General features: G+C 35.3%; 26 protein-coding genes. 25 read left to right on the plus strand and 1 reads right to left on the minus strand.

Features of this window, described 5'->3' with window-relative positions:
• The gene (locus ACP5Q2_RS07745) at nt 1–507 is read right to left on the minus strand and encodes a ferritin-like domain-containing protein (protein WP_424605899.1); all 507 of its coding nucleotides are present in this window, start codon (nt 505–507) and stop codon (nt 1–3) included.
• Nucleotides 508–619: 112 nt separating this feature from the next.
• Between ACP5Q2_RS07745 and ilvA the strand changes: the two genes are divergently transcribed.
• The 25 genes from ilvA (at nt 620) to ACP5Q2_RS07870 (ending at nt 24,964) form a co-directional block, all read left to right on the plus strand.
• Complete coding sequence (gene ilvA / locus ACP5Q2_RS07750; RefSeq protein ID WP_428098893.1) at nt 620–1,822, plus strand: threonine ammonia-lyase; 1,203 nt, start codon at nt 620–622, stop codon at nt 1,820–1,822.
• Nucleotides 1,815–3,146 (plus strand): chromosomal replication initiator protein DnaA, encoded by a 1,332-nt coding sequence (dnaA, locus tag ACP5Q2_RS07755; RefSeq protein ID WP_428098895.1) that lies wholly within the window; start codon nt 1,815–1,817, stop codon nt 3,144–3,146. The genes ilvA and dnaA overlap by 8 nt, the downstream gene beginning before the upstream one ends.
• 266 nt (nt 3,147–3,412) lie before the next feature.
• Nucleotides 3,413–4,519, plus strand: a complete 1,107-nt coding sequence (gene dnaN / locus ACP5Q2_RS07760) for a DNA polymerase III subunit beta (RefSeq protein ID WP_428098898.1) — start codon at nt 3,413–3,415, stop codon at nt 4,517–4,519.
• 12 nt (nt 4,520–4,531) lie between these two features.
• Nucleotides 4,532–5,539 carry a DNA replication/repair protein RecF gene (gene recF / locus ACP5Q2_RS07765; RefSeq protein ID WP_428098900.1) on the plus strand — a complete coding sequence of 336 codons (1,008 nt, stop codon included), beginning with the start codon at nt 4,532–4,534 and terminating at the stop codon, nt 5,537–5,539.
• A gap of 6 nt (nt 5,540–5,545) precedes the next feature.
• Nucleotides 5,546–7,936 (plus strand): DNA topoisomerase (ATP-hydrolyzing) subunit B, encoded by a 2,391-nt coding sequence (gene gyrB / locus ACP5Q2_RS07770; RefSeq protein ID WP_428098903.1) that lies wholly within the window; start codon nt 5,546–5,548, stop codon nt 7,934–7,936.
• Between the two features lie 20 nt (nt 7,937–7,956).
• Nucleotides 7,957–10,374 (plus strand): DNA gyrase subunit A, encoded by a 2,418-nt coding sequence (gene gyrA / locus ACP5Q2_RS07775; protein ID WP_428098906.1) that lies wholly within the window; start codon nt 7,957–7,959, stop codon nt 10,372–10,374.
• Nucleotide 10,375: 1 nt separating this feature from the next.
• Nucleotides 10,376–11,221, plus strand: a complete 846-nt coding sequence (folD, locus tag ACP5Q2_RS07780) for a bifunctional methylenetetrahydrofolate dehydrogenase/methenyltetrahydrofolate cyclohydrolase FolD (protein ID WP_424605892.1) — start codon at nt 10,376–10,378, stop codon at nt 11,219–11,221.
• A gap of 14 nt (nt 11,222–11,235) precedes the next feature.
• Nucleotides 11,236–12,549 carry a tRNA uridine-5-carboxymethylaminomethyl(34) synthesis GTPase MnmE gene (gene mnmE / locus ACP5Q2_RS07785; RefSeq protein ID WP_424605891.1) on the plus strand — a complete coding sequence of 438 codons (1,314 nt, stop codon included), beginning with the start codon at nt 11,236–11,238 and terminating at the stop codon, nt 12,547–12,549.
• A gap of 12 nt (nt 12,550–12,561) precedes the next feature.
• The gene (mnmG, locus tag ACP5Q2_RS07790; protein ID WP_428098910.1) at nt 12,562–14,427 is read left to right on the plus strand and encodes a tRNA uridine-5-carboxymethylaminomethyl(34) synthesis enzyme MnmG; all 1,866 of its coding nucleotides are present in this window, start codon (nt 12,562–12,564) and stop codon (nt 14,425–14,427) included.
• Nucleotides 14,420–15,016: a 16S rRNA (guanine(527)-N(7))-methyltransferase RsmG gene (rsmG, locus tag ACP5Q2_RS07795; RefSeq protein ID WP_428098913.1), complete on the plus strand. Its 597-nt coding sequence runs from the start codon at nt 14,420–14,422 to the stop codon at nt 15,014–15,016. Before mnmG ends, rsmG begins: the two co-directional genes overlap by 8 nt.
• Nucleotides 14,958–15,842: a hypothetical protein gene (locus tag ACP5Q2_RS07800; protein WP_428098915.1), complete on the plus strand. Its 885-nt coding sequence runs from the start codon at nt 14,958–14,960 to the stop codon at nt 15,840–15,842. Before rsmG ends, ACP5Q2_RS07800 begins: the two co-directional genes overlap by 59 nt.
• Before the next feature lie 8 nt (nt 15,843–15,850).
• A complete protein-coding gene (locus ACP5Q2_RS07805; protein WP_428098918.1) occupies nt 15,851–16,525 on the plus strand; it encodes a DUF2231 domain-containing protein in 675 nt (224 codons plus the stop codon).
• A complete protein-coding gene (locus ACP5Q2_RS07810; protein ID WP_424605886.1) occupies nt 16,513–16,767 on the plus strand; it encodes a ferritin family protein in 255 nt (84 codons plus the stop codon). The genes ACP5Q2_RS07805 and ACP5Q2_RS07810 overlap by 13 nt, the downstream gene beginning before the upstream one ends.
• A 49-nt stretch (nt 16,768–16,816) precedes the next feature.
• Complete coding sequence (locus ACP5Q2_RS07815) at nt 16,817–18,049, plus strand: AAA family ATPase (RefSeq protein ID WP_428098921.1); 1,233 nt, start codon at nt 16,817–16,819, stop codon at nt 18,047–18,049.
• Nucleotides 18,037–18,729: a 23S rRNA (guanosine(2251)-2'-O)-methyltransferase RlmB gene (gene rlmB, locus ACP5Q2_RS07820; protein WP_424605884.1), complete on the plus strand. Its 693-nt coding sequence runs from the start codon at nt 18,037–18,039 to the stop codon at nt 18,727–18,729. Before ACP5Q2_RS07815 ends, rlmB begins: the two co-directional genes overlap by 13 nt.
• A 63-nt stretch (nt 18,730–18,792) precedes the next feature.
• The gene (locus ACP5Q2_RS07825) at nt 18,793–19,053 is read left to right on the plus strand and encodes a hypothetical protein (RefSeq protein ID WP_428098925.1); all 261 of its coding nucleotides are present in this window, start codon (nt 18,793–18,795) and stop codon (nt 19,051–19,053) included.
• 34 nt (nt 19,054–19,087) lie between these two features.
• On the plus strand, nt 19,088–19,540 hold the full coding sequence (locus ACP5Q2_RS07830) for an RNA polymerase sigma factor (protein ID WP_424605882.1): 453 nt from the start codon (nt 19,088–19,090) through the stop codon (nt 19,538–19,540).
• Complete coding sequence (locus tag ACP5Q2_RS07835; protein WP_428098928.1) at nt 19,537–20,103, plus strand: glycogen-binding domain-containing protein; 567 nt, start codon at nt 19,537–19,539, stop codon at nt 20,101–20,103. Before ACP5Q2_RS07830 ends, ACP5Q2_RS07835 begins: the two co-directional genes overlap by 4 nt.
• A gap of 1 nt (nt 20,104) precedes the next feature.
• Nucleotides 20,105–20,407 (plus strand): hypothetical protein, encoded by a 303-nt coding sequence (locus ACP5Q2_RS07840; protein ID WP_428098930.1) that lies wholly within the window; start codon nt 20,105–20,107, stop codon nt 20,405–20,407.
• Nucleotides 20,408–20,451: 44 nt separating this feature from the next.
• On the plus strand, nt 20,452–21,309 hold the full coding sequence (locus tag ACP5Q2_RS07845) for a hypothetical protein (protein WP_428098933.1): 858 nt from the start codon (nt 20,452–20,454) through the stop codon (nt 21,307–21,309).
• A gap of 122 nt (nt 21,310–21,431) precedes the next feature.
• Nucleotides 21,432–22,658, plus strand: coding sequence for an ABC transporter substrate-binding protein (locus ACP5Q2_RS07850; protein ID WP_428098935.1), 1,227 nt, complete (start codon nt 21,432–21,434; stop codon nt 22,656–22,658).
• Nucleotides 22,658–23,341 (plus strand): GTP-binding protein, encoded by a 684-nt coding sequence (locus tag ACP5Q2_RS07855; RefSeq protein ID WP_428098937.1) that lies wholly within the window; start codon nt 22,658–22,660, stop codon nt 23,339–23,341. Before ACP5Q2_RS07850 ends, ACP5Q2_RS07855 begins: the two co-directional genes overlap by 1 nt.
• Before the next feature lie 9 nt (nt 23,342–23,350).
• Complete coding sequence (locus ACP5Q2_RS07860; RefSeq protein ID WP_428098940.1) at nt 23,351–24,346, plus strand: ATP-binding cassette domain-containing protein; 996 nt, start codon at nt 23,351–23,353, stop codon at nt 24,344–24,346.
• A gap of 14 nt (nt 24,347–24,360) precedes the next feature.
• Nucleotides 24,361–24,600, plus strand: coding sequence for a hypothetical protein (locus tag ACP5Q2_RS07865; RefSeq protein WP_424605875.1), 240 nt, complete (start codon nt 24,361–24,363; stop codon nt 24,598–24,600).
• Nucleotides 24,601–24,646: 46 nt separating this feature from the next.
• Nucleotides 24,647–24,964 (plus strand): nitrous oxide-stimulated promoter family protein, encoded by a 318-nt coding sequence (locus tag ACP5Q2_RS07870; protein ID WP_428098943.1) that lies wholly within the window; start codon nt 24,647–24,649, stop codon nt 24,962–24,964.
• The last annotated feature ends 5 nt before the right edge of the window (nt 24,965–24,969 follow it).

Below are 24,969 nucleotides of genomic sequence, written 5' to 3' on the forward strand. Positions count from 1 at the left end.
TTATTCCACAGGGGTTGTTGGTCTAGGTATACCCCTCTTTTTTGCCCTTTCCATAGATTGAAGCACAAGATATTCCTTACCATAAGCTATTATATTTTCAGATTCCTTGTCGAAATCATCGTAGTGTCTCTCTTCTTCTGCAATAACCGACTCAAAAAGCTGTTTGGTCACAGAATCCCCTTGCTGTGCACATTCATTTGCGAATTTATTATAGAGGACAATTGTATCCTCTTCCAGTTTTATGGCCATTTTTAACATCTCTTCAGGATTGGTAATCTTTTGAACATCCTGTGATGCCTTCATCTCCACTTCACCCTTTAAGAATAGTATCCTTTCGGCGAAACGCTCCACATGAATCATCTCCTGTATTGCATTTTGTCTGAAGATGTTGGACAAGATATCCAGATCCTGATCATCACAGTGAAAATGAAAATACATATATTGTTGAAGCGCCGTCATCTCCTCAGCAATTGCCTGATTTAAAAGCTCAATACTCTTTTTGTGCATATATCCTCCTTGTAAACTTTAATACTCATATTATAATGACCATCATTCTTTTTTCAACAAAAATTTCTAACTTCCTCTTGACCTTAATTTCAGATAAGTGTATCTATCTTTCATGGGAATAGGAAAAATAGTGGAAGCATACGAAAGAATAAAACCTTACATAAAATATCTACCTCTCTATTACTCTAATAACTTCTCAGAGCCTTATAAGGCCAATATATACTTCAAAATGGAAAACTTGCAGAGGACTGGATCTTTCAAGCTCAGGGGTGCTTTGAATGCAATTTTGAAAAACTACGATAAATGCAAAAATGGTGTAATTACCGCTTCTGCTGGTAACCATGCTCAGGGGGTGGCCTTCGGTTGTAATCTTTTATCTATCCCTGCTGTAATTGTTATGCCTGAGATCACTCCACTTGTAAAGGTGGAAAATACAAAAAGATATGGTGCTGAAGTTGTTTTACACGGAAAATCCTACGACGATGCATACATAAAAGCTATTTCCCTTTCAAAAAATAGAAATCTCTTCTTTGTTCATCCCTTCAACGATGAAGATGTCATAGATGGCCAGGCCACAATTGCATATGAAATCTTAAAAGAAAAAGAGGATATAGACACCATTGTGGTGCCAATTGGTGGTGGAGGTCTCATTTCAGGTATTTCCAAGTTTGTAAAAAATGTAAATAGTAATATTAAAATAATTGGTGTACAGGCTGAAAATGCCGCTTCGATGTATAATGCCATAAAAAAAGGTAATATAGTAAAGCTTACAAATTCCAATACCATTGCGGAAGGTATAGCCGTTAAAGAGGCTGGGGATATAACCTTTGGATATTGTAAAAAATATGTGGATGACATCATTCTTGTTTCTGAAAATGAGATAGCCTATGCAATATTGCAATACATAGAAAAATCTAAGCTTGTTGTGGAAGGTGCAGGTGCAACTCCTCTTGCCACAATTTTGTCAAACAAACTATCCGTGGAAGGGAAAAACGTAGTTTTGATTTTATCTGGTGGGAATATCGATGTTAATTTACTCACCAGGGTATTTTACAAAGGTCTTGCCTCTACAGGAAGATTCCTTGAATTAACCGTAATATTAAAAGATATTCCCGGTTCTCTTGCTGAGGTTACAAGGGATGTGGCGGATCTGGGTGCCAATGTTTTAGATATCAGGCATTTCAGGTACGATGTAAACTTACCTGTTGGTTCTACGAAAGTTATTTTTCACCTTGAAACAAAAGGTAGCTCCCACATTGAGGAGATTATACACACCCTTACAGAAAAAGGGTACGATATAAGTATATATGGATAATAATCTCTGGGAAGAGGTATTAAAATTAGCTGAAGCTAGATTTTCACCACAAATAGTTAATACCTGGCTAAAACCTCTTAAAATTCTGGATATGAGAGGGGATCTTATTATCATAGAAGCACCCAATAGGTTTTATAAAAATTGGGTGGAAGATAAATATCTCGAAACACTTAAAAAGATATTTCTTGAAGAATACAACATACAATCGGAAATCCAGATTGTAATAGGATCATCCACACAGTCATATAGAGAACAACCTCAGGATCAAACAGTAAAAGCACAAAACACCATATTAAATAATTCAACTAATTTAAACAAACAGTATACATTTGATAACTTTGTGGTGGGTTCTTCCAATCAATTCCCCCATGCGGCCGCTTTAGCAGTTGCTGAAGGCTATTTTCAAACTTATAACCCATTATTCATATACGGTGGTGTTGGACTTGGTAAAACACATCTTATGCACGCAATAGGGAATAAGATTCTGGAAAAATTCCCAAAATTAAAAATATTATACATATCAAGTGAAGCATTTACAAACGAAATGATATATGCTCTTAAATCCAAAACGATGGATATATTTAGGGAAAAATATAGAAATATAGATCTATTATTGTTTGACGACGTTCAATTTTTAGCTGGTAAAACGAGAAGTACAGAGGAATTTTTTTACACATTCAACTCCCTTTATGATATGCAGAAGCAGATAGTACTTACGAGTGATAAAGAGCCAAATGAAATTCCAGATCTTGAAGAAAGATTAAGAAGTCGTTTTTCATGGGGTCTTGTGGCGGATATACAACCACCTTCTGTGGATGAAAAGGTGGCTATAATACTTAAAAGGTCTGAAATAATGAATATATATATTTCCGATGAAGTGGCCCATTTTCTGGCGGAAAACCTTAAAGGGGATAATATAAGGGACCTTATAGGTGCCCTAATAAGATTAAATGCATTTTCGACTTTTCACAATGAACCGATCACAATAGATCTTGCCAAAAAAGCCTTAGAAAAGTTTATGATAAAAAAAGATATAATCGTTACACCGGAATCTGTTATTAATGCAGTTTGTAGTTATTTTAATGTCAAGCTGCAGGAGATAAAATCGAAAAACAGAAGTAGAGTTATATCCTATCCAAGACAAGTGGCCATGTATATTTTACGGGAGAAGTTGAATTTACCTTTACAGGATATAGCAAATATTTTTGGCGGTAGAAATCATTCCACTGTACTTCATTCAATAAAAGAGATACAAAACAGAATACAATCTGATCAGGAGCTTAAAAGCGTCATAAATACCATAATTAGAAATATTTATAAATAATCCAACATATTTCAAACATCAGATTCAAATTTATGTTTAAAGATACCACTTTTTAACACTGAATAGCTTTTGATAAGAATACAAAATAAAACTAACCTTATTTTTTTAAATATTTTTCAACATTATCCCACACAATTTTGAACATAAAAAATATCCAATAAAAATTTATCAATTCGATGAATTTTTCACTTGTAAACATAAAATAATTCGTTTATTATTACTATTATCTTTTAAAAAACATTAATAGAAATAATTGTGGGGTAATTATGAAATTTAAGATAATCAAAAACGAGGTCTTTTACATACTACAAAACGCGGTAAACTTCATAAGTATGAAAAACACAAATACGATTCTTCAAAACATATACATTTCGGCTGAAAAAGGTAAAGTAGTGTTCAAAACAAACTCTATACTTTCCGGTTTTTGTGCGGAGCTGGATCTGGATGTGGAGATGGAAGGTACCACAACCGTTATTTGTAAGAAATTATTTGATATAATAAAGGAATTTTCAGATTCGTCTATTATAGAGTTTTTCTTTGATGGTTCAAGGTTGAAAATATCATCCGGTCAGGCAAACTTTTCTTTAGCCACAATGTCTCCAGAGTTTTTTCCAGCTATGTCAGATATAACAGCAGAATATAGCTTAAAAATTGATTCCTCTCTACTTGCAGATGCTTTAGACAAAACCCTTTTCTGTGTGGCAACAAACGCCACAAAAATAGAATTTACAGGTCTACATTTAAAAGTATATGGAAACAAACTTGAGCTTCACTCTTCAGACTTTCAGAGGATATCATCTTATGTTATTCAACTTCCGGAAGAGCAGTCTGATGAATTTATCATTAATATACCAAAAAAGACAGCTTCAGATATCTTAAAAGTTCTCGATCGAACATCAACTATTGAAATTTATACAGATTTAAAGCAATTCATGCTTATAGCTGGAAATATAAAGATATATTCAAGACTGATTGAAAAAGCGGTAAAATCTATAAATGCATTATTCTCTTCAGAAACTCCTATAGAAGTTCTGGTAGACAAAGATAGCTTATCAGATAATATAAGAAAGGTTCTCCCTATATCAACTGAGATTACACATGCAATTGTTTTATCCCTATCCTCAGATCAAATTACCGTTTATACACTTGAGACTGAGTATGGACAAGGTTTTGATAAATTAAACGCAATAAGATACAGCGGTGATCCGATTGATGTCATTTTAAATGGTAAATTATTATTAGAAATTCTATCGCATATAGACTGCAATAATGTGATTTTAAAATTAAGTGGAAGAAGAAATCCTGTATTTATATATCCAGAACAAGGAAATTATAAATATCTCATCGTACCACTTGCAATGGATAGAGGCTAACTCTTTTAAAAGATGTTTTTAAAAGATATAAAACTGAAAAATTTCAGAAATCATTTAAATAGTGTTTTCTCGTTTGATTATAGAAATTATATTACAGGTAAAAATGGATCTGGTAAAACATCATTATTGGAAGGCATTTCTGTTATCCTTACGGGTAAAAGTTTTAAAACTAATAGATTGAAATCTCTAATAAATATCGAAAAAAAATTTTTTGAAATATCATCTAATTTTGTTGAGAATGATGTAAAATATAATATCTCTTTGTATTACGATACTAAAAAAAGATTGACCATAAATGGGAAAAGACACGAAAACATCATAAATTTTTATCATAATCATCCGGTTATTTTTTATTCTCCGGAAAATGAAGGTTTTCTATCCAAAGAACAGGAGATGAGGAGAAATTTTTTAGATAGAACAATTTTTTATCTTGACAGATCTTATATCGGTAGTTTGCTGGGGTATAATAAGTTATTGGAATTAAAAAAAAAGTATATTTTAAAGGATGTTAAAGATAGATTGCTCTACAAGTCGATACATGAAAAAATGTATTTTTATACGAAAGAGATACATAATAAAAGATCAAATTTAATAAAAAGCTTTAATACTTATATAGAAAAATATTTAATTGATATCCCATCTTTTAATACCGAATTTTTTTCGTTATCCTACATTCCAAATCATCTTGATGAAGATATTTTAGATAAGGAGCTTATCATAAAAAAAGTGTTGTCTGGACCGCATAGGGATAGGATTTTGTTTAACTTAAATGGTGAGTCTTTTGAAAATATAGCTTCGTTTGGACAAAGAAAAAGTTTATCTTTATGTTGTATTTACTGTTTTTTAAAAGTTGTTGAAGATTTTTCAAAAAAGAGTATAATTCTTCTTTTGGATGAGCTTGAAAGTGGTCTTGATGTGGAAAGGGTTTCTTTTTTTATGGGACTCTTTGATAAATATCAATATTTTTTGACAGGACAATCTAAAATAGATAAAGATATAAATATAATAAAACTTTCGTGAGGTATTATGTCAGAATTATTAAATAACGCTGAAAATAGTTATAGTGAAGAATCGATCAAAGTACTTGAAGGTCTTGAAGCTGTAAGGCAAAGACCAGGTATGTATATAGGCTCTATCGATGTGAAAGGGTTACATCATCTTGTTTACGAAGTGGTTGATAACTCTATAGATGAAGCTATGGCAGGTTTTTGTAAAAATATTTTTGTCACCCTTCATGTGGATGGATCTGTAACTGTGGAAGATGATGGAAGGGGTATACCTGTGGGGATTCATCCCACCGCCAAGAAACCTACTGTGGAAGTGGTGATGACCACTCTTCACGCCGGTGGTAAGTTTAATTCCGGGGCTTATTTTGCTTCCGGAGGTTTACATGGTGTTGGTGTCTCTGTGGTTAATGCCCTATCGGAGTATCTTGAGGTGACGGTTAAGAGGGATGGTAAAGTTTATTTCCAGAGGTATGAAAGGGGTGTCCCTGTCACAGAATTCAAAGAGATAGGTAAGACAGATAAGACAGGTACAAAGGTAAGGTTTAAACCTGATCCTGATATATTTGAAACCACAGAATTTCACTTCGATTCTCTATCCAAAAGGTTTAGAGAGCTTGCCTTTTTAAATAGCGGAATTAGGATAAAAGCTGTGGATGAAGCATCCGAAAAGGTTCATGATTTCTGTTTTGATGGTGGCATTGTAAGTTATATCAAATTCTTGAATAAGGGGAAAGAACTGCTCTTTGATGATCCAATTTATGTTTCAGGTAAGTATGAAAACGTAGTTGTGGAATGCGTAATTCTTTATAACACATCTTTTGATGAAAAGATTATTTCATTTGTGAACAACATCCATACAGAGGAAGGTGGTACTCACGAAGCAGGTTTTAAATCCGCTTTTACGAAAGCTTTTAATAATTTCATAAACAAATACAATCTATTGAAAGATAAAATATCTCTCGAAGGTGACGACGTCAGGGAGGGGATGTCTGCAATTGTCTCGATAAAATTAAATGAACCTATGTTTGAAGGGCAGACCAAATCGAAGCTTGGATCTTCTATCGGTAAAGTGGCAGTTGAATCTGTTTTGGGTTCATTTTTACCCGATTTTTTTGAGGAAAATTCAGTTATAGTAAAAAAGATTCTTGATAAGGCTGTTCAGGCTTATAGGGCAAGGGAAGCTGCCAAAAAAGCAAAGGAGCTAACCAGAAGAAAAAATGCCTTAGACGTTTCAACTTTGCCCGGTAAGCTTGCAGATTGTCAGGAGAAAGATCCTGCCATTTCGGAAATTTTCATAGTGGAGGGTGATTCTGCAGGTGGTTCTGCAAAACAGTGCAGAGATAGACGTTTTCAGGCGATTTTACCTTTGAAGGGTAAGATTTTAAATGTGGAAAAGGCAAGATATGATAAGCTTCTTTCCAACAACGAGATAAAAACGATCATAACGGCACTTGGTTGTGGTATAGGTAAGGAAGATTTTGATTTGAATAAATTGCGTTATCATAAAATAATCATCATGACAGATGCTGATGTGGATGGTGCTCATATATCCACACTACTTCTTACTTTTTTCTTCAGATATATGAGACCTATAATAGAGAGGGGTTTTTTATATATAGCAAGACCACCACTTTATAAAATTAAAAAAAATAAAGTGGAAAGGTATATTCACAATGAGGAAGAGTTTGAGGATTTTATCCTTGATATGGGTCTTGAGGGTGTGAGCATACTCGAAATATCTGAAATAAGGTATCGGGAGATTATCAGAAATCTATTTTTTATGAATAAACTGATATCAAAATACGAAAAGAAAGGGTATTTAGAGAAGTTGATATTAAATATCGCCACTCAACAGAACTTAGAGCCGGAAAATCTTTCGGATAAAAGGTTTGTGGAAGACTTGATGAATACGTTGGATCAAAAAGGTGCATTTGAAGGTTATCATTCATATTTTATAGATTTTAATGAGGAATACAATAGATACAATATATTTTTTACATCTACATCTGGTTCTGTATATGCCATAAATACTGATTTTTTAACTACACCAGAGTTTAAAGAGATCAAAAGGCTTGCAAGGTTTTTAAATGAGTTAGGTGGACTTCCCATTAAAATATTGGTGGATGGTGAGGAATTGTATTTTAATAAGGTTTCTGATCTTGTACATTTTGTGGAATCAAGGGGTAAGAAAGGGCTCACGATTCAAAGGTACAAGGGTCTTGGGGAAATGAATCCGGAACAGCTGTGGGAAACTACTGTGGATCCCGAAAGAAGGGTTTTATATCGAGTTACTATTGAGGATGCCGAAGAAGCTGATGGTTTGTTTTCTTTATTAATGGGGGATGTGGTGGCTCCCAGAAGGGAGTTTATAGAAGAAAATGCATTGTATGCTAAAAATATAGATATATAATTAAGGTATAAGGAGTATTAATGAGTAATAAAGAAAAGGGTATTATCGATATAAGTATAGAGGATTCCATAAAATCCAGTTATCTGGATTATGCAATGAGTGTTATTGTTGGTAGAGCCTTACCTGATGTAAGGGATGGTCTTAAACCTGTCCATCGAAGGGTACTATATGCTATGTATGAAATGGGATTGTCCCATAATAAACCATACAAAAAATCTGCAAGGGTGGTGGGGGATGTCATAGGTAAATTTCACCCTCATGGTGATTCTGCCGTATATGATACTCTTGTGAGATTGGCTCAGAATTTTTCCATGAGGTATCCCCTTGTGGATGGTCAGGGTAATTTCGGTTCAGTGGATGGCGATTCCGCTGCAGCAATGAGATATACAGAAGTACGTATGGCTAAAATTACTGATGAATTGCTACTGGATATTGATAAAGATACTGTTGATTTTGCTCCCAATTATGATGGTTCCATTGAAGAGCCTCTTGTATTACCCACTAGGGTACCAAATCTTCTCATAAATGGATCGAGTGGTATCGCTGTGGGTATGGCCACAAATATCCCCCCACATAATTTAGGAGAAGTGGTGGACGCTTTAATTCATAGGATTGACAACCCAGAATCGACACTTGATAATATATTAAAATTCATAAAAGGTCCAGATTTCCCTACTGCCGGTATTCTGATGGGAGTATCCGAACTAAAAACAGCTTACCTTACCGGTAGAGGGGCAATAAAAATTCGTGCAAGGGCTGAGATTCAACAGCTTAAATCTGGTAAGGAGCAGATCGTAATTACTGAGATCCCCTATCAGGTGAATAAATCATCCCTTATTGAAAAGATTGCCGAATTGGTGAGGGATAAGGTGATAGTTGGGATTACAGAGTTGAGGGATGAATCTGATAGGGACGGAATAAGGGTTGTGATTGATATTAAAAAAGGTGAATTGCCAGATGTTATACTAAATCAGTTGTATAAGTTTACCCAGATGGAAGTGACATTTGGTATAAACATAGTTGCTTTAGTCAATGGTAGGCCACAAACCTTGCCCCTTTTGAAAATTTTAGATGAATTTATAGGTCATAGGATTACCATTGTTACCCGTAGAACCAAATATCTGCTGAGAAAAGCTGAGGAAAGACTTCATATTTTAGAAGGACTTAAAACTGCAGTGGAGAATATAGACGAAGTTATTGCCATCATCAAAGGCTCTGCAGACGTGAAAGAAGCAAAAGTTAAATTAATGGATCGTTTCTCTTTTTCCGATTTACAGGTGTCAGCTATTTTAGATATGAAGCTTCAAAAGCTTACGGGATTGGAGATCGAAAAGTTAGTTGAGGAGTATAAAGAGACTTTAAAGAATATTGAATATTATAAATCAATTTTGAATAATCATCAAATTCTTATGGGAATTATTAAGGATGAGTTGCTGGAGATTAAGGATAAGTATGCGGATAAGCGAAGAACTGAGATCGTTTACGACCATAATGAATTCAGTATAGAGGATCTTATACCTGACACAGAAATGGTTGTTACTATTACTAATCAGGGCTATATAAAACGAACACCTCTAAGCTTTTTCTCCTCACAAAAAAGAGGTGGTAAAGGTAAATCCGCCACATTGAGCAAGGGGGAAGACTTCATAGAAACCCTTATAGTCACCTCAAACCATTCTAAACTGCTCTTTTTCACCAATCAGGGTAAGATCCATTTCTTAAAGGTCTATGAGCTGCCTGAATCAGCACCTGGCACAAGGGGTAGACATATCTCCAATCTTCTTTCATTTTCTCAGGGGGAATATATAGCGTCAGTTGTCACCCTTTCGGATAATGACCATGATAAATACATTTTTATGTGTACAAAGTTTGGTATTGTAAAAAAGACAGCCGTAGAGGAATTTAAAAGTGGTAGAAGCGGTATTGTGGCGATGAAATTAAGGGAAAATGATGAACTTGTATCTACTGTTATTACCACTGATAATGATAACATTACCATTGCCACCAGGAATGGCAAAACGATACAGTTTGAATCAAAAGAAGTAAGAGATATGGGAAGAACTGCTACAGGTGTTAGAGGTATTACTCTGGAAGAGGATGATTATGTGGTATCTATGGAGGTTCTCACCGGTGCGCCGTTTATTCTGACAGTCACAACTAATGGGTATGGTAAATGCTCCCTTGTTTCCGATTATAGAATTCAGTCAAGGGGCGGTAAAGGCCTTAAGTTATCAAAGGTAACACCTAAGACGGGCCCAATTGTTGGTGCCAAGCAGGTGAAGATCGAAGATGATGTAATGCTAATGAGTAAAACTGGAAAGATAATAAGGATTGCTGTCTCAGATATACCTGTTTTAGGCAGGGATACTCAGGGTGTTAAGCTTATGAGTGTTGCAGATGATGAGATAGTGTCATTTGCCATAATAAAGGAGGAATAAAATGGCTATAGTGATGGATGGAAAAAAATTGTCTGAAAAGATAAGGGGAAGTCTTAAAGAGAAGGTTTCTGCATATAAAGAAAAGTATGGCAAAGTTCCTGGCATAGCAGTTATTTTAGTTGGAAATGATCCAGCAAGTACCGTATATGTTAATATGAAAGAAAAGGCCTGCATTGAAGCTGGATATAAATCTGTGGTGGAAAGGATCCCTGAATCCTCATCAACGGAAGATCTTTTAAGACTGGTGGAAAAATATAATTCTGATAGCACAATACATGGTATTCTTGTGCAATTACCTCTTCCTAAGCAGATAGACGAAAAAAGGATTTTATACTCAATTGATCCCGCCAAAGATGTGGATGGATTTCACCCTTACAATGTTGGTTTGATGCATATCGGTGAAGACACACTTTTCCCCTGTACACCCTATGGCGTCATGAAATTCTTTGAGGAGTACAACATAGATCTAACTGGTAAAAATGCTGTTGTTTTAGGTAGAAGTAATATTGTCGGAAAGCCGATGTCAGCCCTTTTGTTAAAAGCTAATGCTACTGTGACCATTTGCCATTCTAAGACAAAAAACCTTCACGAAATCTGTCGTGCCGCTGATATCCTTATTGCTGCAATTGGTAAGCCTAATTTCGTGACAAAAGATTTCGTAAAAGAGGGAGCCGTCGTAATAGATGTGGGGATAAACCGTTTCGAGGGGAAACTGGTGGGGGATGTTAAGTATGATGAAGTGGAAAAGTTAGCATCTCATATCACACCGGTACCTGGTGGTGTGGGGCCTATGACTATAACTATGTTGATGTATAATACCATGAAGGCTTTTGAAAAAAGTATTTAAGATAAACTATTAAAATGGATACTATTGTTGCTCCAATTACACCACTTATAAACTCTGCCATTATAGTTGTCAGGATCTCTGGGGATGATGCACTAAAATCGCTTCAACTTTTTGATATTACAAATTTAGAACATAGAAGGGTTTATAATGCAACTTACAAAGGATCTGAACTCAGGGATGATGTAATACTGACTTTTTTCAAAGCTCCACATTCTTACACCGGTGAGGATTTGCTGGAGGTATCTTTTCACGGTAATCCACTTATCGTGTCATCCTTTATTTCAGACTGCTATAAGTTAGGTTTTCGTTTTGCTGAACCGGGTGAATTTACCAAAAGAAGATTTTTAAATGGTAAAATAGATCTTTCCCAGGCGGAATCTATTCTGGATCTTATCAGCTCAAAATCAAAGTATTCTGTTCAATTTTCCTACAATACATTAACCGGTGCATTGAAAAAGAAAGTTGATTCAATTATATCAAAAATGGTAGATATCGGATCTGTTATAGAAGCATTTATAGAGTTTCCAGATGAAGAACTGGATCAGTCTTCTTTTGATAATCTTTATAAAGAGATTGACTTTATCTCTAATGAAGTTTCAACACTTATATCAAATTATAATACCATACAACATTATAAAACAGGTTTTTCTGTGGTTATAGCTGGTAAGCCAAATGTAGGTAAATCGTCGCTACTCAATTTTTTGCTTTCTCAGGAGAGATCTATCGTTTCAGATATCCCTGGTACTACAAGGGACTACATACTGGAATATGCAAATTTAGGTGGGATTCCGATTAAGCTTATCGATACAGCCGGTGTCAGAAGTTCCAGCGATACTATAGAAAAGCTTGGTATTGACAGATCTCTTGAGATGATACAACATGCCGATCTGGTGATAGTTTTACTTGATGCTTCTTCATTTGATGATGAAGATCGATATATTCTGGACATAACAAAGTATAAAACGAGACTTGTATTTGTCAATAAAGTGGATCTAATTAATAAGTTTGATATCAGTCATGACCTTGCTTTTTCTTTGAAATATTCCATAGACGTGGAGAAGATTGTTCCACAAATTACCCAAAAGTTGTCGTTGTCTGATTCTGATGCGGCTTACACATCGGTATTAATCAATGATAGGCATCTTAAACTTTTCAAAGATTTCTTATCCTGTCTGAATGCACTTGTAAATGCGTTAACGTCTCTGGATCTTGACGTAGCAGCGTTTGAATTACAACAGTCTTTGAATATTCTATATGAAATAACCGGTGAAAGGTATACGGATAATATTTTAAATAATATATTTGAAAAATTCTGTATCGGAAAATAGGTTGAGGTTTTTATGATTCAATATGCTAATAATTATGATGTAATTGTTGTGGGTGCTGGCCATGCTGGTATAGAGGCCGCTTTAGCATCAGCCAGGATGGGTGCTAAGACACTGTTACTTACTATATACATAGAGACAATTGCCCAGATGAGCTGCAATCCTGCCATTGGGGGCCTTGCTAAGGGATGTTTGGTAAAAGATATCGACGCCCTTGGGGGTGAGATGGCAAAATGTATTGATGCAACAGGTATTCAATTCAGGATTTTAAACAGAAAAAAGGGACCTGCTGTCCGCAGCTCCAGAGCACAGGCTGATAAAAAACTTTACCGTCAATATATGACGAATAAATTGCTTACTGAGCCTAATTTAGATGTAAAACAGGCGGTTGTTACCGATATACTTGTAAAAGATGGTGCAGTATTTGGTGTGGAATGTGATACAGGGTATATTTTTAAATGTAGATCCTTAATCCTCACCACTGGTACATTTCTTAATGGTCTTATTCATATTGGTGATAAGAGGTATCCAGCCGGCAGGGCTAATGAATTTCCTTCTACCCATCTTGCGGAATCTTTAAAACGACTCGGATTTGATGTTCAGCGATTAAAGACTGGTACCCCTGCCAGATTACATGCTGATACTATCAATTTTAATCTACTTGAGGAACAAAAAGGTGATAACCCACCGGAGCCTTTTTCTTTTGAAACTGAATCAATAACCCTTCCTCAGGTATCTTGTTTTATAGCTTATACTAATGAGCATACGCATCAGATAATCCGGGATAACATGCATCGTTCTCCTTTATATTCCGGAGTAATACAGGGGATTGGCCCCAGATACTGCCCTTCCATTGAGGATAAGGTGAAAAAGTTTCCGGATAAAAATAGACACCAGATCTTTCTCGAGCCGGAAGGTTTAGATACGAAGGAGATCTATGCAAACGGCTTTTCTTCGTCTTTGCCGATTGATGTGCAGATTGCTATGTATCGATCCCTTGTGGGGCTTGAAAGGGTGGAGTTTATAAGGCCTGCCTATGCTATTGAATATGATTTTGTACAACCATATGAGCTTTTCCATACATTAGAGACAAAGAAGATAAAAGGTTTATTCTTTGCTGGACAGATAAATGGCACCACTGGGTACGAGGAGGCTGCAGCTCAGGGTATAATCGCAGGTATCAACGCAGTGCTTTCTATAGACAACAAGCAATTTGTATTAGGGCGGGATGAAAGTTTTATCGGTGTTATGATCGATGATTTAGTGATGAAGGGTGTTGATGAGCCTTATCGGATGTTCCACTCAAGAGCTGAGTATCGTTTGCTGCTGAGGGAGGATAATGCGGAGTATCGTTTGTTGGATAAAGGTTTTGCTTTGGGGATTGTTCCTAAATCAAGATATGAAAGGTTTATACAGGAAAAGGCACTTTTAGAGGATTGTTTAGGTGTATTGTCATATACAAAAGTCCCCTACAATAGCAAAAATAAAGATAAGTTTGCCAGCTTGGGGGTAAATATTGAAGGTAGTACTTCTCTTATCGAACTTTTGAAGAGACCTGAGGTGCAAATTTCAGACCTATTAGAATTCTTACCTAATACCTATTCTAATCGTGTACTTAATCAGGCGGAAATTTCTGTTAAATACGAAGGGTATATTAAGAAGCAAAAAGAGGAAGCGATTAGACTGCAGAAGATAGAGGGCGTAAAGATACCTGATAATATAGATTATTCAAAAATTGTAGGTCTTAGAAGGGAATATATAGAAAAACTTAACAAATTTAACCCGAAAACTCTCGGTCAGGCTTTGAGGATAAAAGGGATGACACCTGCTGCTGTTTCTCTGATTCATGTATATATAAAAGGTCTTAAACGAGATGATTGATAATTATATTACATTGACAGATTTGCAGGCAGAAAAATTGGATCTTTTTTATAACCTTCATTTAAATGCCACTTTTAATCTTACTTCAATTAAAGACCGTGAGCAGTTTTATATAAAACATCTTTTAGACAGTATCTTTTTTTTTAAAAAACACTCACCCTCATTTAATACGCTGTGTGACATCGGTTCTGGTGGAGGGTTTCCTGGTGTTGTTATTGCGATCTTTTATCCCGATGCTGAAATCTTCCTCTGCGAAAGTATTAGGAAAAAAGCTGAATTTTTAAAATTTGCAGCTCGTGAACTATCCCTGGATAATATCATTGTTTTAAACAATAGAATAGAGGATCTTAAAACGTATAAATTTGATTTTTTTACGGCAAGAGGTGTTGCAAAACTCCTTGATATTCTTAAAAAAAGTTGGAATGTTTCACATGAAACATCTTCGTGGTTAATGTATAAAGGTGAAAATCTTCCGGAAGAATTAAAGGTGGCAGATCAGTTTATAAAAAAGCACTATCTGGAGGTGGAATATGAAAGGATTGAGGATCCTTTTTGTCGGAGTTATTGTTTTATTAGGCGTTGTGGTTAGCTATGGAGAGGATATAACTATTGCAATTAAGGGAGACCTCTTTGACCCCGTAACAAGAGGTGTGGTCCAACTTATGGAGCAGAGGGGATATAAGTATGAAATGTTGGAAAATGTGGAAGGGAAAAAGTATTCTGTGGATATTGGAGAAAAATTAATAAAAGTCGATGATAAGGTGGTATTTTTGAAATATAGATACGAAGAAATACTTAAAAGTGTTCTGGATGAAAAAAAAGAGAATTGGGAAAAAGTGTGTTTTGTGGTAAAAGATGGAATAGAAGCAAATTTATTCGATACCTTAGAAAAGAGTGGTGTGCATAAAATAGTAAGCTATAGAAGCCCAAAAGATTTAAGAAATATTCTTGCTGAAATGAGTAAAGATAAAAAGATAGAAAAAATTTATTATATTGCGATTGGTGAGGATAAGAATGTGTTAAATGAAGTAATCCTACCTGTTCAATTTATAAAAGATTACAGCAAACTTAATATTATGATATTGACTAAAAAAATATGCGATGAGCTTGCAAATATAGATATAGTTCAAGGGCTTAAAAATACAGAGATATATAGCTTTTTAAGTTGTGTAAATCCACAGGAGAAGATACTAAATCTTTCAGAAAAACTTGATGGTAACGTATCATCTGCTATAATATCTTATGAAATTATGAATGTAGTTGATAGGGAGATTTTTAAAAAAGATGTGGATGATTGGTTCATCTTCAATAGTTATCAGATAAACGGAAGTTATAATCTTGAATTGAAAGGGTATATGGTTTTAAGCAATGAATACCGTGCTGTTGATCTTGTTAAGCAAATTGATCTGAAATAGGTGAGAATATGAAAAGAGAAGATGTAAAAGAGTTCAATGGAGAGAATGGAAAGCCTGCATATATAATATTTAAAGGTAAGGTATATGACGTAACGGAGAGTCGTCTTTGGAAAAATGGAAAACATATGGGTAGACATAAAGCTGGTGGAGACATGACTGATTTTATCAGTATGGCGCCCCATGATGAAAAGGTATTGGATAAAGTAAAATATGTCTGTGATATTGAGGAGGATATACCCAAGGAAGATCCCAAAGAAAAGTGGCGTAATTTGTATAGAAGATACCACCCTCACCCAATATTTATACATTTTCCGATGGGTGTGCTGTACTTTGGTGCATTTATGTTATTTCTGTTTCTGATTTTCAAAATAAGTGAGTTTGAAAGGACAGCTTATTACGCATTGCTTTTTGGCGGTGCATCTGTGTTTCCCGCAGTTATTACGGGGCTAATGAGCTGGTATATAAATTATGACAGAACGTTAACGGAGATATTTAAAAACAAAATCATTTATTCTTCTTTTCTAATATTACTAGTTATAAATGCCGTTGTGGCGAGGGTTTTATCGGGAAACCAGGAAGAGGGGAACTTGTGGTTTTATATATATGCAATTTCATATCTTCTGGCAATACCTGTGATGACATTTGTGGCATACAACGGTGGGAGGATCACATGGCCGGATTAAACGATATGAACAAGCAGGAGAAGATAAAAGCAATTGAGGAGATGATTCAGATAGTATTGCTGAGAATTCCAAAAGAGATTGAGGCAATGCATTTTTATATCAAGGCAGCTGAAAAATCCACAACTGATGAGGCGAAAAATCTCTTTATCGCTCTTGCCCAACAGGAAAAAGGGCATGAGGCGGAGTTAAGAAGGATTTTGAATGATTTAAAACAGCAGCTTATGGAATTGAAAAATGGATGAAAGAAATATTTAAATGGATAAAATATAGGTTTAAATAAAAAGGATAGATATGGAAAAAATGAGTGATTATTTTATTTCCCAAAGTAGAAAAGAGTCTTACGAATTGATAAAGAAGTATATCGATAATTCTGTTCCAATTATAGTACTTACTGGGGAATCAGGTGTAGGGAAATCGCGTTTCATAAGGCAGATAGATAATTTCATAGGAGATATTAGGCCGATTATTTTAGATAGTTTTCTTGAAAATACCGAGCAACTTTTAAGGAACATCCTAAAAGATTTAGGTGTGGATAGAAGAGGAAATAAAAAAGAGATGATGGATGAGGTTGCTCAAATTGCTGTTGATCTGAAAGCTGAGGGTAAGAAATTGGTGATAATAATTGATGATATATCCGGTATTACGGAGGATATAATAGGGGAGATTATTAGGCTGTTTGATTACGAGTTTGAAGGGAATAAGGTTTTGACCCTGATTATGGTTACTAACAATCAGGATTTTTCAATATATAGAGAATGGGTTTCCACATATTTTAAATATTTAAATCAGGCGATATGTTATTTGAATCCTCTTACGAAGAACGAAACTATTCAGTATTTCAAGTACGTATGTGATAAAAACGGTCTGGATCTGGAGGAGTTTAAAGATGAGGATTATCACACCGTTTATGAATATACGGAAGGGATCCCTGATAGGATCTCAAAGATTGCTGAGCTTTTGAAATCATTTGGAATTACAGGGAAGATTACAATCAAAGATGTCCATTCGATAGTTAAATCTGCCAATATTGTTAAAGAGAAAAAAAAGAGAAATATAAAAACAAAACCTTCATATTTATTAGTGGCCGTGTTATTGGCGGTCATTGGTGGGGCAGTTTTCTATATTTCAGGAAAAGAGTCAAAAAAGATTAAAGATATAAAAGTAATATCTGATAATAAAAGCCAATCACTGGAAATAACTGATAATAAACATGATAAAAAAGATATTTTGAAGAAAATAGATCAGGATTTGGCATCAGTTGACGAAAAAAAATTGGCATCAAAAGGTAACTCTGAAGCAAAAAAATCAGAAGTTGAGAAGAAAAATTGCGTAATATTAAAAGCTAATTTAAAGCTCAGAATAGAACCGGATAAACATGCAGAATATTTAATGGTTATCCCTAAAGGTACTAATCTTGTAATATTGGAAAAGTATGATGGTTGGGTAAAAGTAAACTATAAGAAAAAGGTTGGATGGATTAAAGGGGAACAAGCTTATATAAAGGACGTTGAATGTCAAAAATGATTTTTTATGGGAAAAATCCATTTTTTGAAGCTTTAAACGGTGAGAAAATAATAAAGGCATACATAAGAAACGACGATAGAATTAAAGATCTACTAATTCAAAAAAAAATACCATTTGAAGAGCTTCCGTCGGATAAGCATAAAGAAAGGTTTGGTAAAGATGCTCAGGGGTATGCGTTTGAATTTGAAGTAGAGTATTATGAAATTGATGAAATTGGACTGAATGCAGGGAACGTCTGTATTTTAGATCATATACAGGATCCACAGAATTTTGGGGCGATCATCAGGGCGGGGCACTGTTTTGGGGTGAAGAATTATATAATTGCAAAGGATAATCAATCACCTGTTACACCAGCAGTTGTAAAAAGTAGTGCCGGGTCTGCTATTTATAGTAGGTTTTATAAGGTGGTGAATATAAATAGATCAATTGAGGAGTTGAAAAAAAAGGGGTATTGGGTTTATGCGGCAGATATGAATGGTGAAGTGAACTTGGTAGATATCACCCCCAATGAACCATATGCAGTAATAATAGGTTCTGAGGGGGAAGGGATCAGAAAAAATGTGTTGAAAAAAGCTGATGTAGTTTTTAGGATACCTATGAAAGGAATGATTGATTCTCTTAATGCTTCACAGTCAGCTGCGATATCATTCTACCATTTCTACATAAATTCTAAAATGTAAAAATTTTGTAACCTTTTTTATTTTGGATAGTTATACAAATAAACAAGCCAAAAGGAGGCGGAAATGAAAAGAATAGTTGCAGTGTTGGCGGTATTAGTTTTCGTAGCTTCATCTATCAGTTTGTTTGCAAAAGGTAATGGATCAGGAATGAAGATTGGATCTGGTAAAGGGATGGGTGGCTACAATAAGAGCTACAGCGGAGAGAGTACGCAGAATGGTTTTAAGACAGGGGATAGGGCACTGGATGGTACAGGAAAAGGTTATGGAGACGGAACAAAACCTCAGCCGAAAGATGGGACTGGCTTTGGTGCCACTGCTAAGTAAATGATGGGGGGATCTGCCCCCTATCTTAGATGACATGAACAGTTTTAAAGAATTTTATAATTCGACGAAAAAAGGTTTTTATCAATACATCCTATCAAAAATTAACGATTCAGATACTGCAAATGATATAGTTCAGGAAAGCTATCTAAAGCTATATACACATTACAGTAATAGATATAATGTTGAGCTATTATACACAATAGGGAAAAATCTTGTGATAGATGAATATAATAGGAAAAAAGATCACCTTGATACATCAGAAGTGGAGTTGAGCTACAGCGAAGATAAAACAGCCGAATTGGATCTGGAAAGAGTATTGAGTCATATGGATGATGAAGAAAAACAGCTTTTTTTTATGAGTGTGGTGGATGGACTGAAATATGAAGAGATAAGCAAGATGACAGGTTTATCAGTGGCTAATATCAAGATTAAAATATATAGGGCAAGGAAAAAGATTAAAGAGATATTATCTGGAGGTGGATTATGAAAGAGATTTTGATAAGTCAATTTATTGATGATGAGCTAAGCCTTATTGAAAAAAAAGAGTTTGTAATAAATGTGAAAGAGGATGAACAATTTTTTAATGAAACGATAGATATGATAGACAGTGAGGTGATGATCAGAAAAAAGATAGGTAAGAAGGCGGAAAATTTTAAAGAAGTTGAATATAAAAAAAGTGGTAATTTAAAAAAGATATTGTTGTTTGCGGCAATGATAATGATTGGGATTGTGTTTGTTATTAAATCTATAAATTTCGTTAAAAATGAGGGGAATATTCATCAGGCGAAATCGACTGATAAAAAGGAATACAGATTTGTAATTTATGAAGAGAATGTGGGTAACGTAGAATTGGTTGGCAGCTTCACCAATTGGGAAAAAATACCATTAAAGAGGGTAGGGGAAACCAATTATTGGGAAATTGTAATTGAGATACCAAAAGGGGAACATAGATACGCTTTTATAATAAATGGCAAAATTGTGGCTGACCCTACAGCGTTGATGGTGGAGCAGGATGATTTTGGACATATTAACTCTATTCTGGAGGTTTAGAATGCGGTATCTGATTGTAGTTTTGATTTCAATTATGTATGGTTGTGCGGCACATGAAATAGAATTTAAGGGTGATAAGATGATCTTTAGCGTTAAAAATGACAGAGAAACATATTTTCACTACAGTGTGGATAATTTCAAGCCTCATAAAATGGAAAAGGACGATGGATATTGGACAATTGTTGTAGATAAAAAGGATGAGTTCAAATTTTTCTATACGGATGATAGAGGTGTAAAATCTGTAGATTGTGTAGAAGTGGAGAATGATGATTTTGGAAATATAAATTGTATTTTTAAAATGTAACCATTTTTAAGGTACAACGTTATATGGTTAGATGGAGGTGATTTATGAAAAAGATATATTTGATAGTATGTTTGGTAATTTTAAGTGTAGCATCATATGCTGCTGTGACTGAAGAAGATCTGATGAGTACCACACCTAATCAGGTAAGAGAACAACTGCAGCAGAACATCAGGATGGGAATGAAAAACAGTGAGTTGCTGAATGTGTATGGAATGCTTATGCAGAGTAGATACAGTAATCAGGAGAAGAATCAGATATTAAGCCAGATGAGGGAGGCATTTCAAAAAGGAGCTACACAGGAAGCAATTGCAAACAAAGTTGGTGAAGGGTTGGCGAAAAATGTATCAGCAGACCAGATGGTAAAAGCATTAAACAATGTGGGAAACCGATACTCATTTGCAAAACTGATAGCGGAAAGGATCACACAAGAGGAAAAGGTTAAAAACCGAATTATGAGCAATATTGCTGAAGCATTGACTGCCGGGATGCATGAAAAGGATGTGGAGTCTCTGATGTCGAGGGATAGGGTGAGAAAAGATAAAGAGTTGGCAGCAGAAGTCAGTGAAATGGCAAGAGATATGGTGAGGGCGAGGATAAATTCACAGGATGTGGCAAAAACTATAGGTGTAGGCATAGAAAAGGGGTATTCGGCAAAAGAAATGGCTGAAATAAGAGCTATGTTTAGAAATAACTTCCGAAATATGAATGCTAATGAGCTGGCAATGAATATGAAATATGGTTTTGAAAAAGGTTATAAAGGTGGTCAGATGGCTGGTAGTATGTCAGGCACCGGGAATGGTGGAAGTGGTGGTGGATCTGGTGCTGGTTCTAGTGGTGCAGGTGGTTCTGGCGGTTCTAGTGGCTCAGGTGGTGGACATGGCGGTGGAGGAAAAGGAAGATAGCAACGAGATATATTTGCCACCTTAAGGGTGGCATTTTTTATTTTATTAAAAAATAAATTTTTGACCAAAATCAATTCTTTTTTTAAATCTTTAGTCTATATTCTCATCAACAAGGAGGCGATATGGAAAGAGTAAATATAAATGAGAATATGACTATATTGGAATTAGTATCAAATTATCCGGAATCGATAGAAGTACTAATATCGAATGGATTTCCACAGTTTGCGGATAAAACCTATCTTGAATCAGTGGGAAAGTTTTTAAAATTTTCTACTGCTTTGAAAACTAAAGGATATGATATTGAAACTTATATAAAATTGATAGAAGAGAAGATTAGTTCTGACAAAAACTATAAGATGGCAACGAAAATTGAAGAAAATTTTGACATCAATATCGTTGGGCTTTTGCCATGTCCGGTGAGGGTACCATTGCAGGAGCAATTCACAACATTTATAGAAAAATTTGAAAAGGATAAAAAAATCAAAGTGAATTATAAGTTTGAGGCGGCTTCAATAGGGATTGATTATTTGAAGGAGAATATACTGTCGATAAATGATCCGGATAAATTGCCAGATATCTTTATAAGTGCAGGATTTGAGGCATTTTTTGATCAAAAATCTCTGGGGCTTTTTAAAGAGAAGAAGGTTTTTGTGGATATTACAGATGATGAGGTTAATGAAAATTTCAGAGCGTTAAATATAAAAGATCCGCATGGGGACTATTCAATTATTTCACTTGTGGTGGCTGTATTTATGGTTAATAAAAAAGAATTGGGTGATCTTCCAGTTCCTAAAAGCTGGTCAGACCTCTTAAAACCTGAATATGCCCAGAGGGTGGTATTGCCGGTGGGTGATTTCGATCTGTTTAATGGAATTTTGTTGAATATATACAAAGATTTTGGTTACAAAGGGATTGAAAAGATAGCTAAAACGTTATTAAAATCTATGCACCCTTCACAAATGGTAAAAAATGCAAATATGAAAAATGCTGAAAAACCTGCAATAACAATTATGCCATACTTTTTTACAAAAATGGTCAGGGACGTAAGTAGTATGGAGGTCATCTGGCCGGAGGATGGGGCGATTGTGGCTCCTGTGTTTATGTTGGTAAAAAGGAGTAAGAGAGAGATACTTGAACCTATTGCCAGATTCATTGCCGGAAAGGAGATGGGTGAGATTCTCTCTCATAGAGGACTATTCCCGTCGCTGAATAAAGATGTTAAAAATATTGTGCCGGAAAATGCGAAGTTTAAGTGGCTTGGTTGGGATTTTATATATTCTTATGATGTGGGTGCTTTGATACATAAGTTGAATGAATTATTTGAAAAATCTGCTTCAGAGGTACAGTAATGAAATTTATAACTATTTCTGGGCCGCCATCATCGGGTAAAACATCTGTAATCCTGAAGGTGATAGAATCATATAAATTACAGAATCAGAGATGTGGAGTGGTGAAGTTTGATTGTTTGTTGACGGAAGACGATAAGCTTTATGAAGCAAAGGGGATACCGGTAAAAAAAGGGTTATCCGGTGGGCTATGTCCGGATCATTACTTTGTGAGTAACGTGGAGGCTTGTGTAGAATGGGGAATAGAGTTGGGACTGGATCTTTTAATAAGTGAGAGTGCAGGATTGTGCAATAGATGTTCCCCACATATTAGAGGAGTAACAGCTGTGTGTGTGATTGATAATCTAAGTGGAGTCAATACTCCAAAGAAAATAGGTCCTATGCTTAAATTTGCAGATATTGTTGTTATAACAAAAGGTGACATCGTATCCCAGGCCGAACGGGAAGTGTTTGCTTCGAGGGTGAAGGTGGTCAATCCAAGGGCTGTGATTATGCATGTAAATGGTATTACCGGGCAGGGAGCATTTGAACTCGCTACAGTATTAAACGACACAGAAGATATAGATACACTAAAAGGTAAGCAACTTAGATTTTCTATGCCAGCTGCCCTTTGTTCCTACTGTTTGGGGGAAACAAGAATCGGCGATGCTTATCAGATGGGAAATGTAAAAAAGATGGATTTTTAGGGGAGATGAATGAAAGATTTTTTAAGCTTGAGCATAGCAAATCTGCTTAATGAATATATATTTGTATACGATTTTTTAGATTCATACGATCTGAAATTGAAAGATGATGAGTTATCGAAAAGTTTCAGAGAATTTTTTGATTCCCTTGACGAGGATAAACTTGAAGAAAAAGGGTTAAGCATAGACCTGTTAAAAGAGCAGTTTGTAAACTTTATGAATGCTATGACTGCAGACGCTGATACTGTTGAGGAATTGGAAAGTATTACCATCGTGGGTGGTGTAAATAAGTATGGTGAACCTGAAAATGTAGAATTAACCATCAGAAAAGGGGAAGTGATCTGTATCGTTGGCCCCACAGGGTCTGGGAAAAGTCGACTGCTTGCAGATATCGAATGGCTCGCACAAAAGGATACACCCACCAGAAGGCAAATTTTAATAAATGGGAAAGTGCCTGATAAAAAAAGAAGATTCTCTATTGATCATAAAATGGTGGCGCAATTGTCCCAGAATATGAATTTTGTTATGGATTTGACGGTAGAAGAGTTTGTTAGAATGCATGCAGAAAGTAGACTGATAGAAAATGTTGATGAGAAGGTCTCTGCCATTATAGATGAGGCAAATAAACTCGCGGGTGAACAGTTTCAGGCAAACACACCGGTTACTTCCCTCAGTGGTGGGCAGTCGAGGGCGTTGATGATTGCAGATACTGCGATATTAAGTAGATCTCCAATTATTTTGATTGATGAGATAGAGAATGCCGGGATAGATAGAAAAAAAGCATTGGAACTGCTCGTAAAAGAGGAAAAGATAGTTCTTATGGCCACTCATGACCCTATTCTGGCTCTAATGGGGGATAGAAGGCTTGTAATTAAGAATGGTGGGATCAGTAAGATAATAGAAGTCTCAGAAGAAGAGAGACAGCATCTGCCATACTTACAGGCTCTTGATGAAAAGCTTGTGAGTCTTAGAAATCAGATAAGAAATGGTGAAATACTAAACGTATAAATAGGAGGTTAATTATGCATCAGGGTTGCTCTGGAAGTTTTGAAAATGGACAACAGATTGTGGACAAGTTGAGGATGATGGGGTTTAGCAATCAATACATGCCTATTCCATTTGAAATTGAATGTGAGTGTGGTGAAAAATTTATAATGGAAACGTTTGAATCGAAATGTCCCAAATGTAATATGGTGTATGGTGTGACGCCATGTCATGCTTTTGACGTAAAAAATATAATGCCAGCAGGTAAAGATTACTAAAGATTAGGTGAGGTAATCCCCACCACTTGAGAACAACTGTCCGATTATGAAAAAAGAGAAAAGAATAAAAAAAGATGCAAAAACGCTTAGAACATTTATAAAGATATATTGCAGGGAACATCATCTGAAAAATGGTATCCCAGAAGAAGGGGATGGGCTATGTAGGGAATGTTTAGAGCTTTTACAATACGCATTAAAAAGGGATGAAAAGTGCCCGCTTGACCCAAAGCCTAAATGTAAGGATTGCAAGATACACTGCTACAAGCCTGAAATGAGGTTAAAAATCAAAGAGGTGATGAAATTTAGTGGTATCTATTTAATTAAAAGAGGTAGAATTGACTATATTTTTCATTACTTTTTTTAAAACAT

The organism is Calditerrivibrio sp. (genome assembly GCF_049968475.1).
Taxonomy (GTDB): Bacteria; Chrysiogenota; Deferribacteres; order Deferribacterales; family Calditerrivibrionaceae; genus Calditerrivibrio; species Calditerrivibrio nitroreducens_A.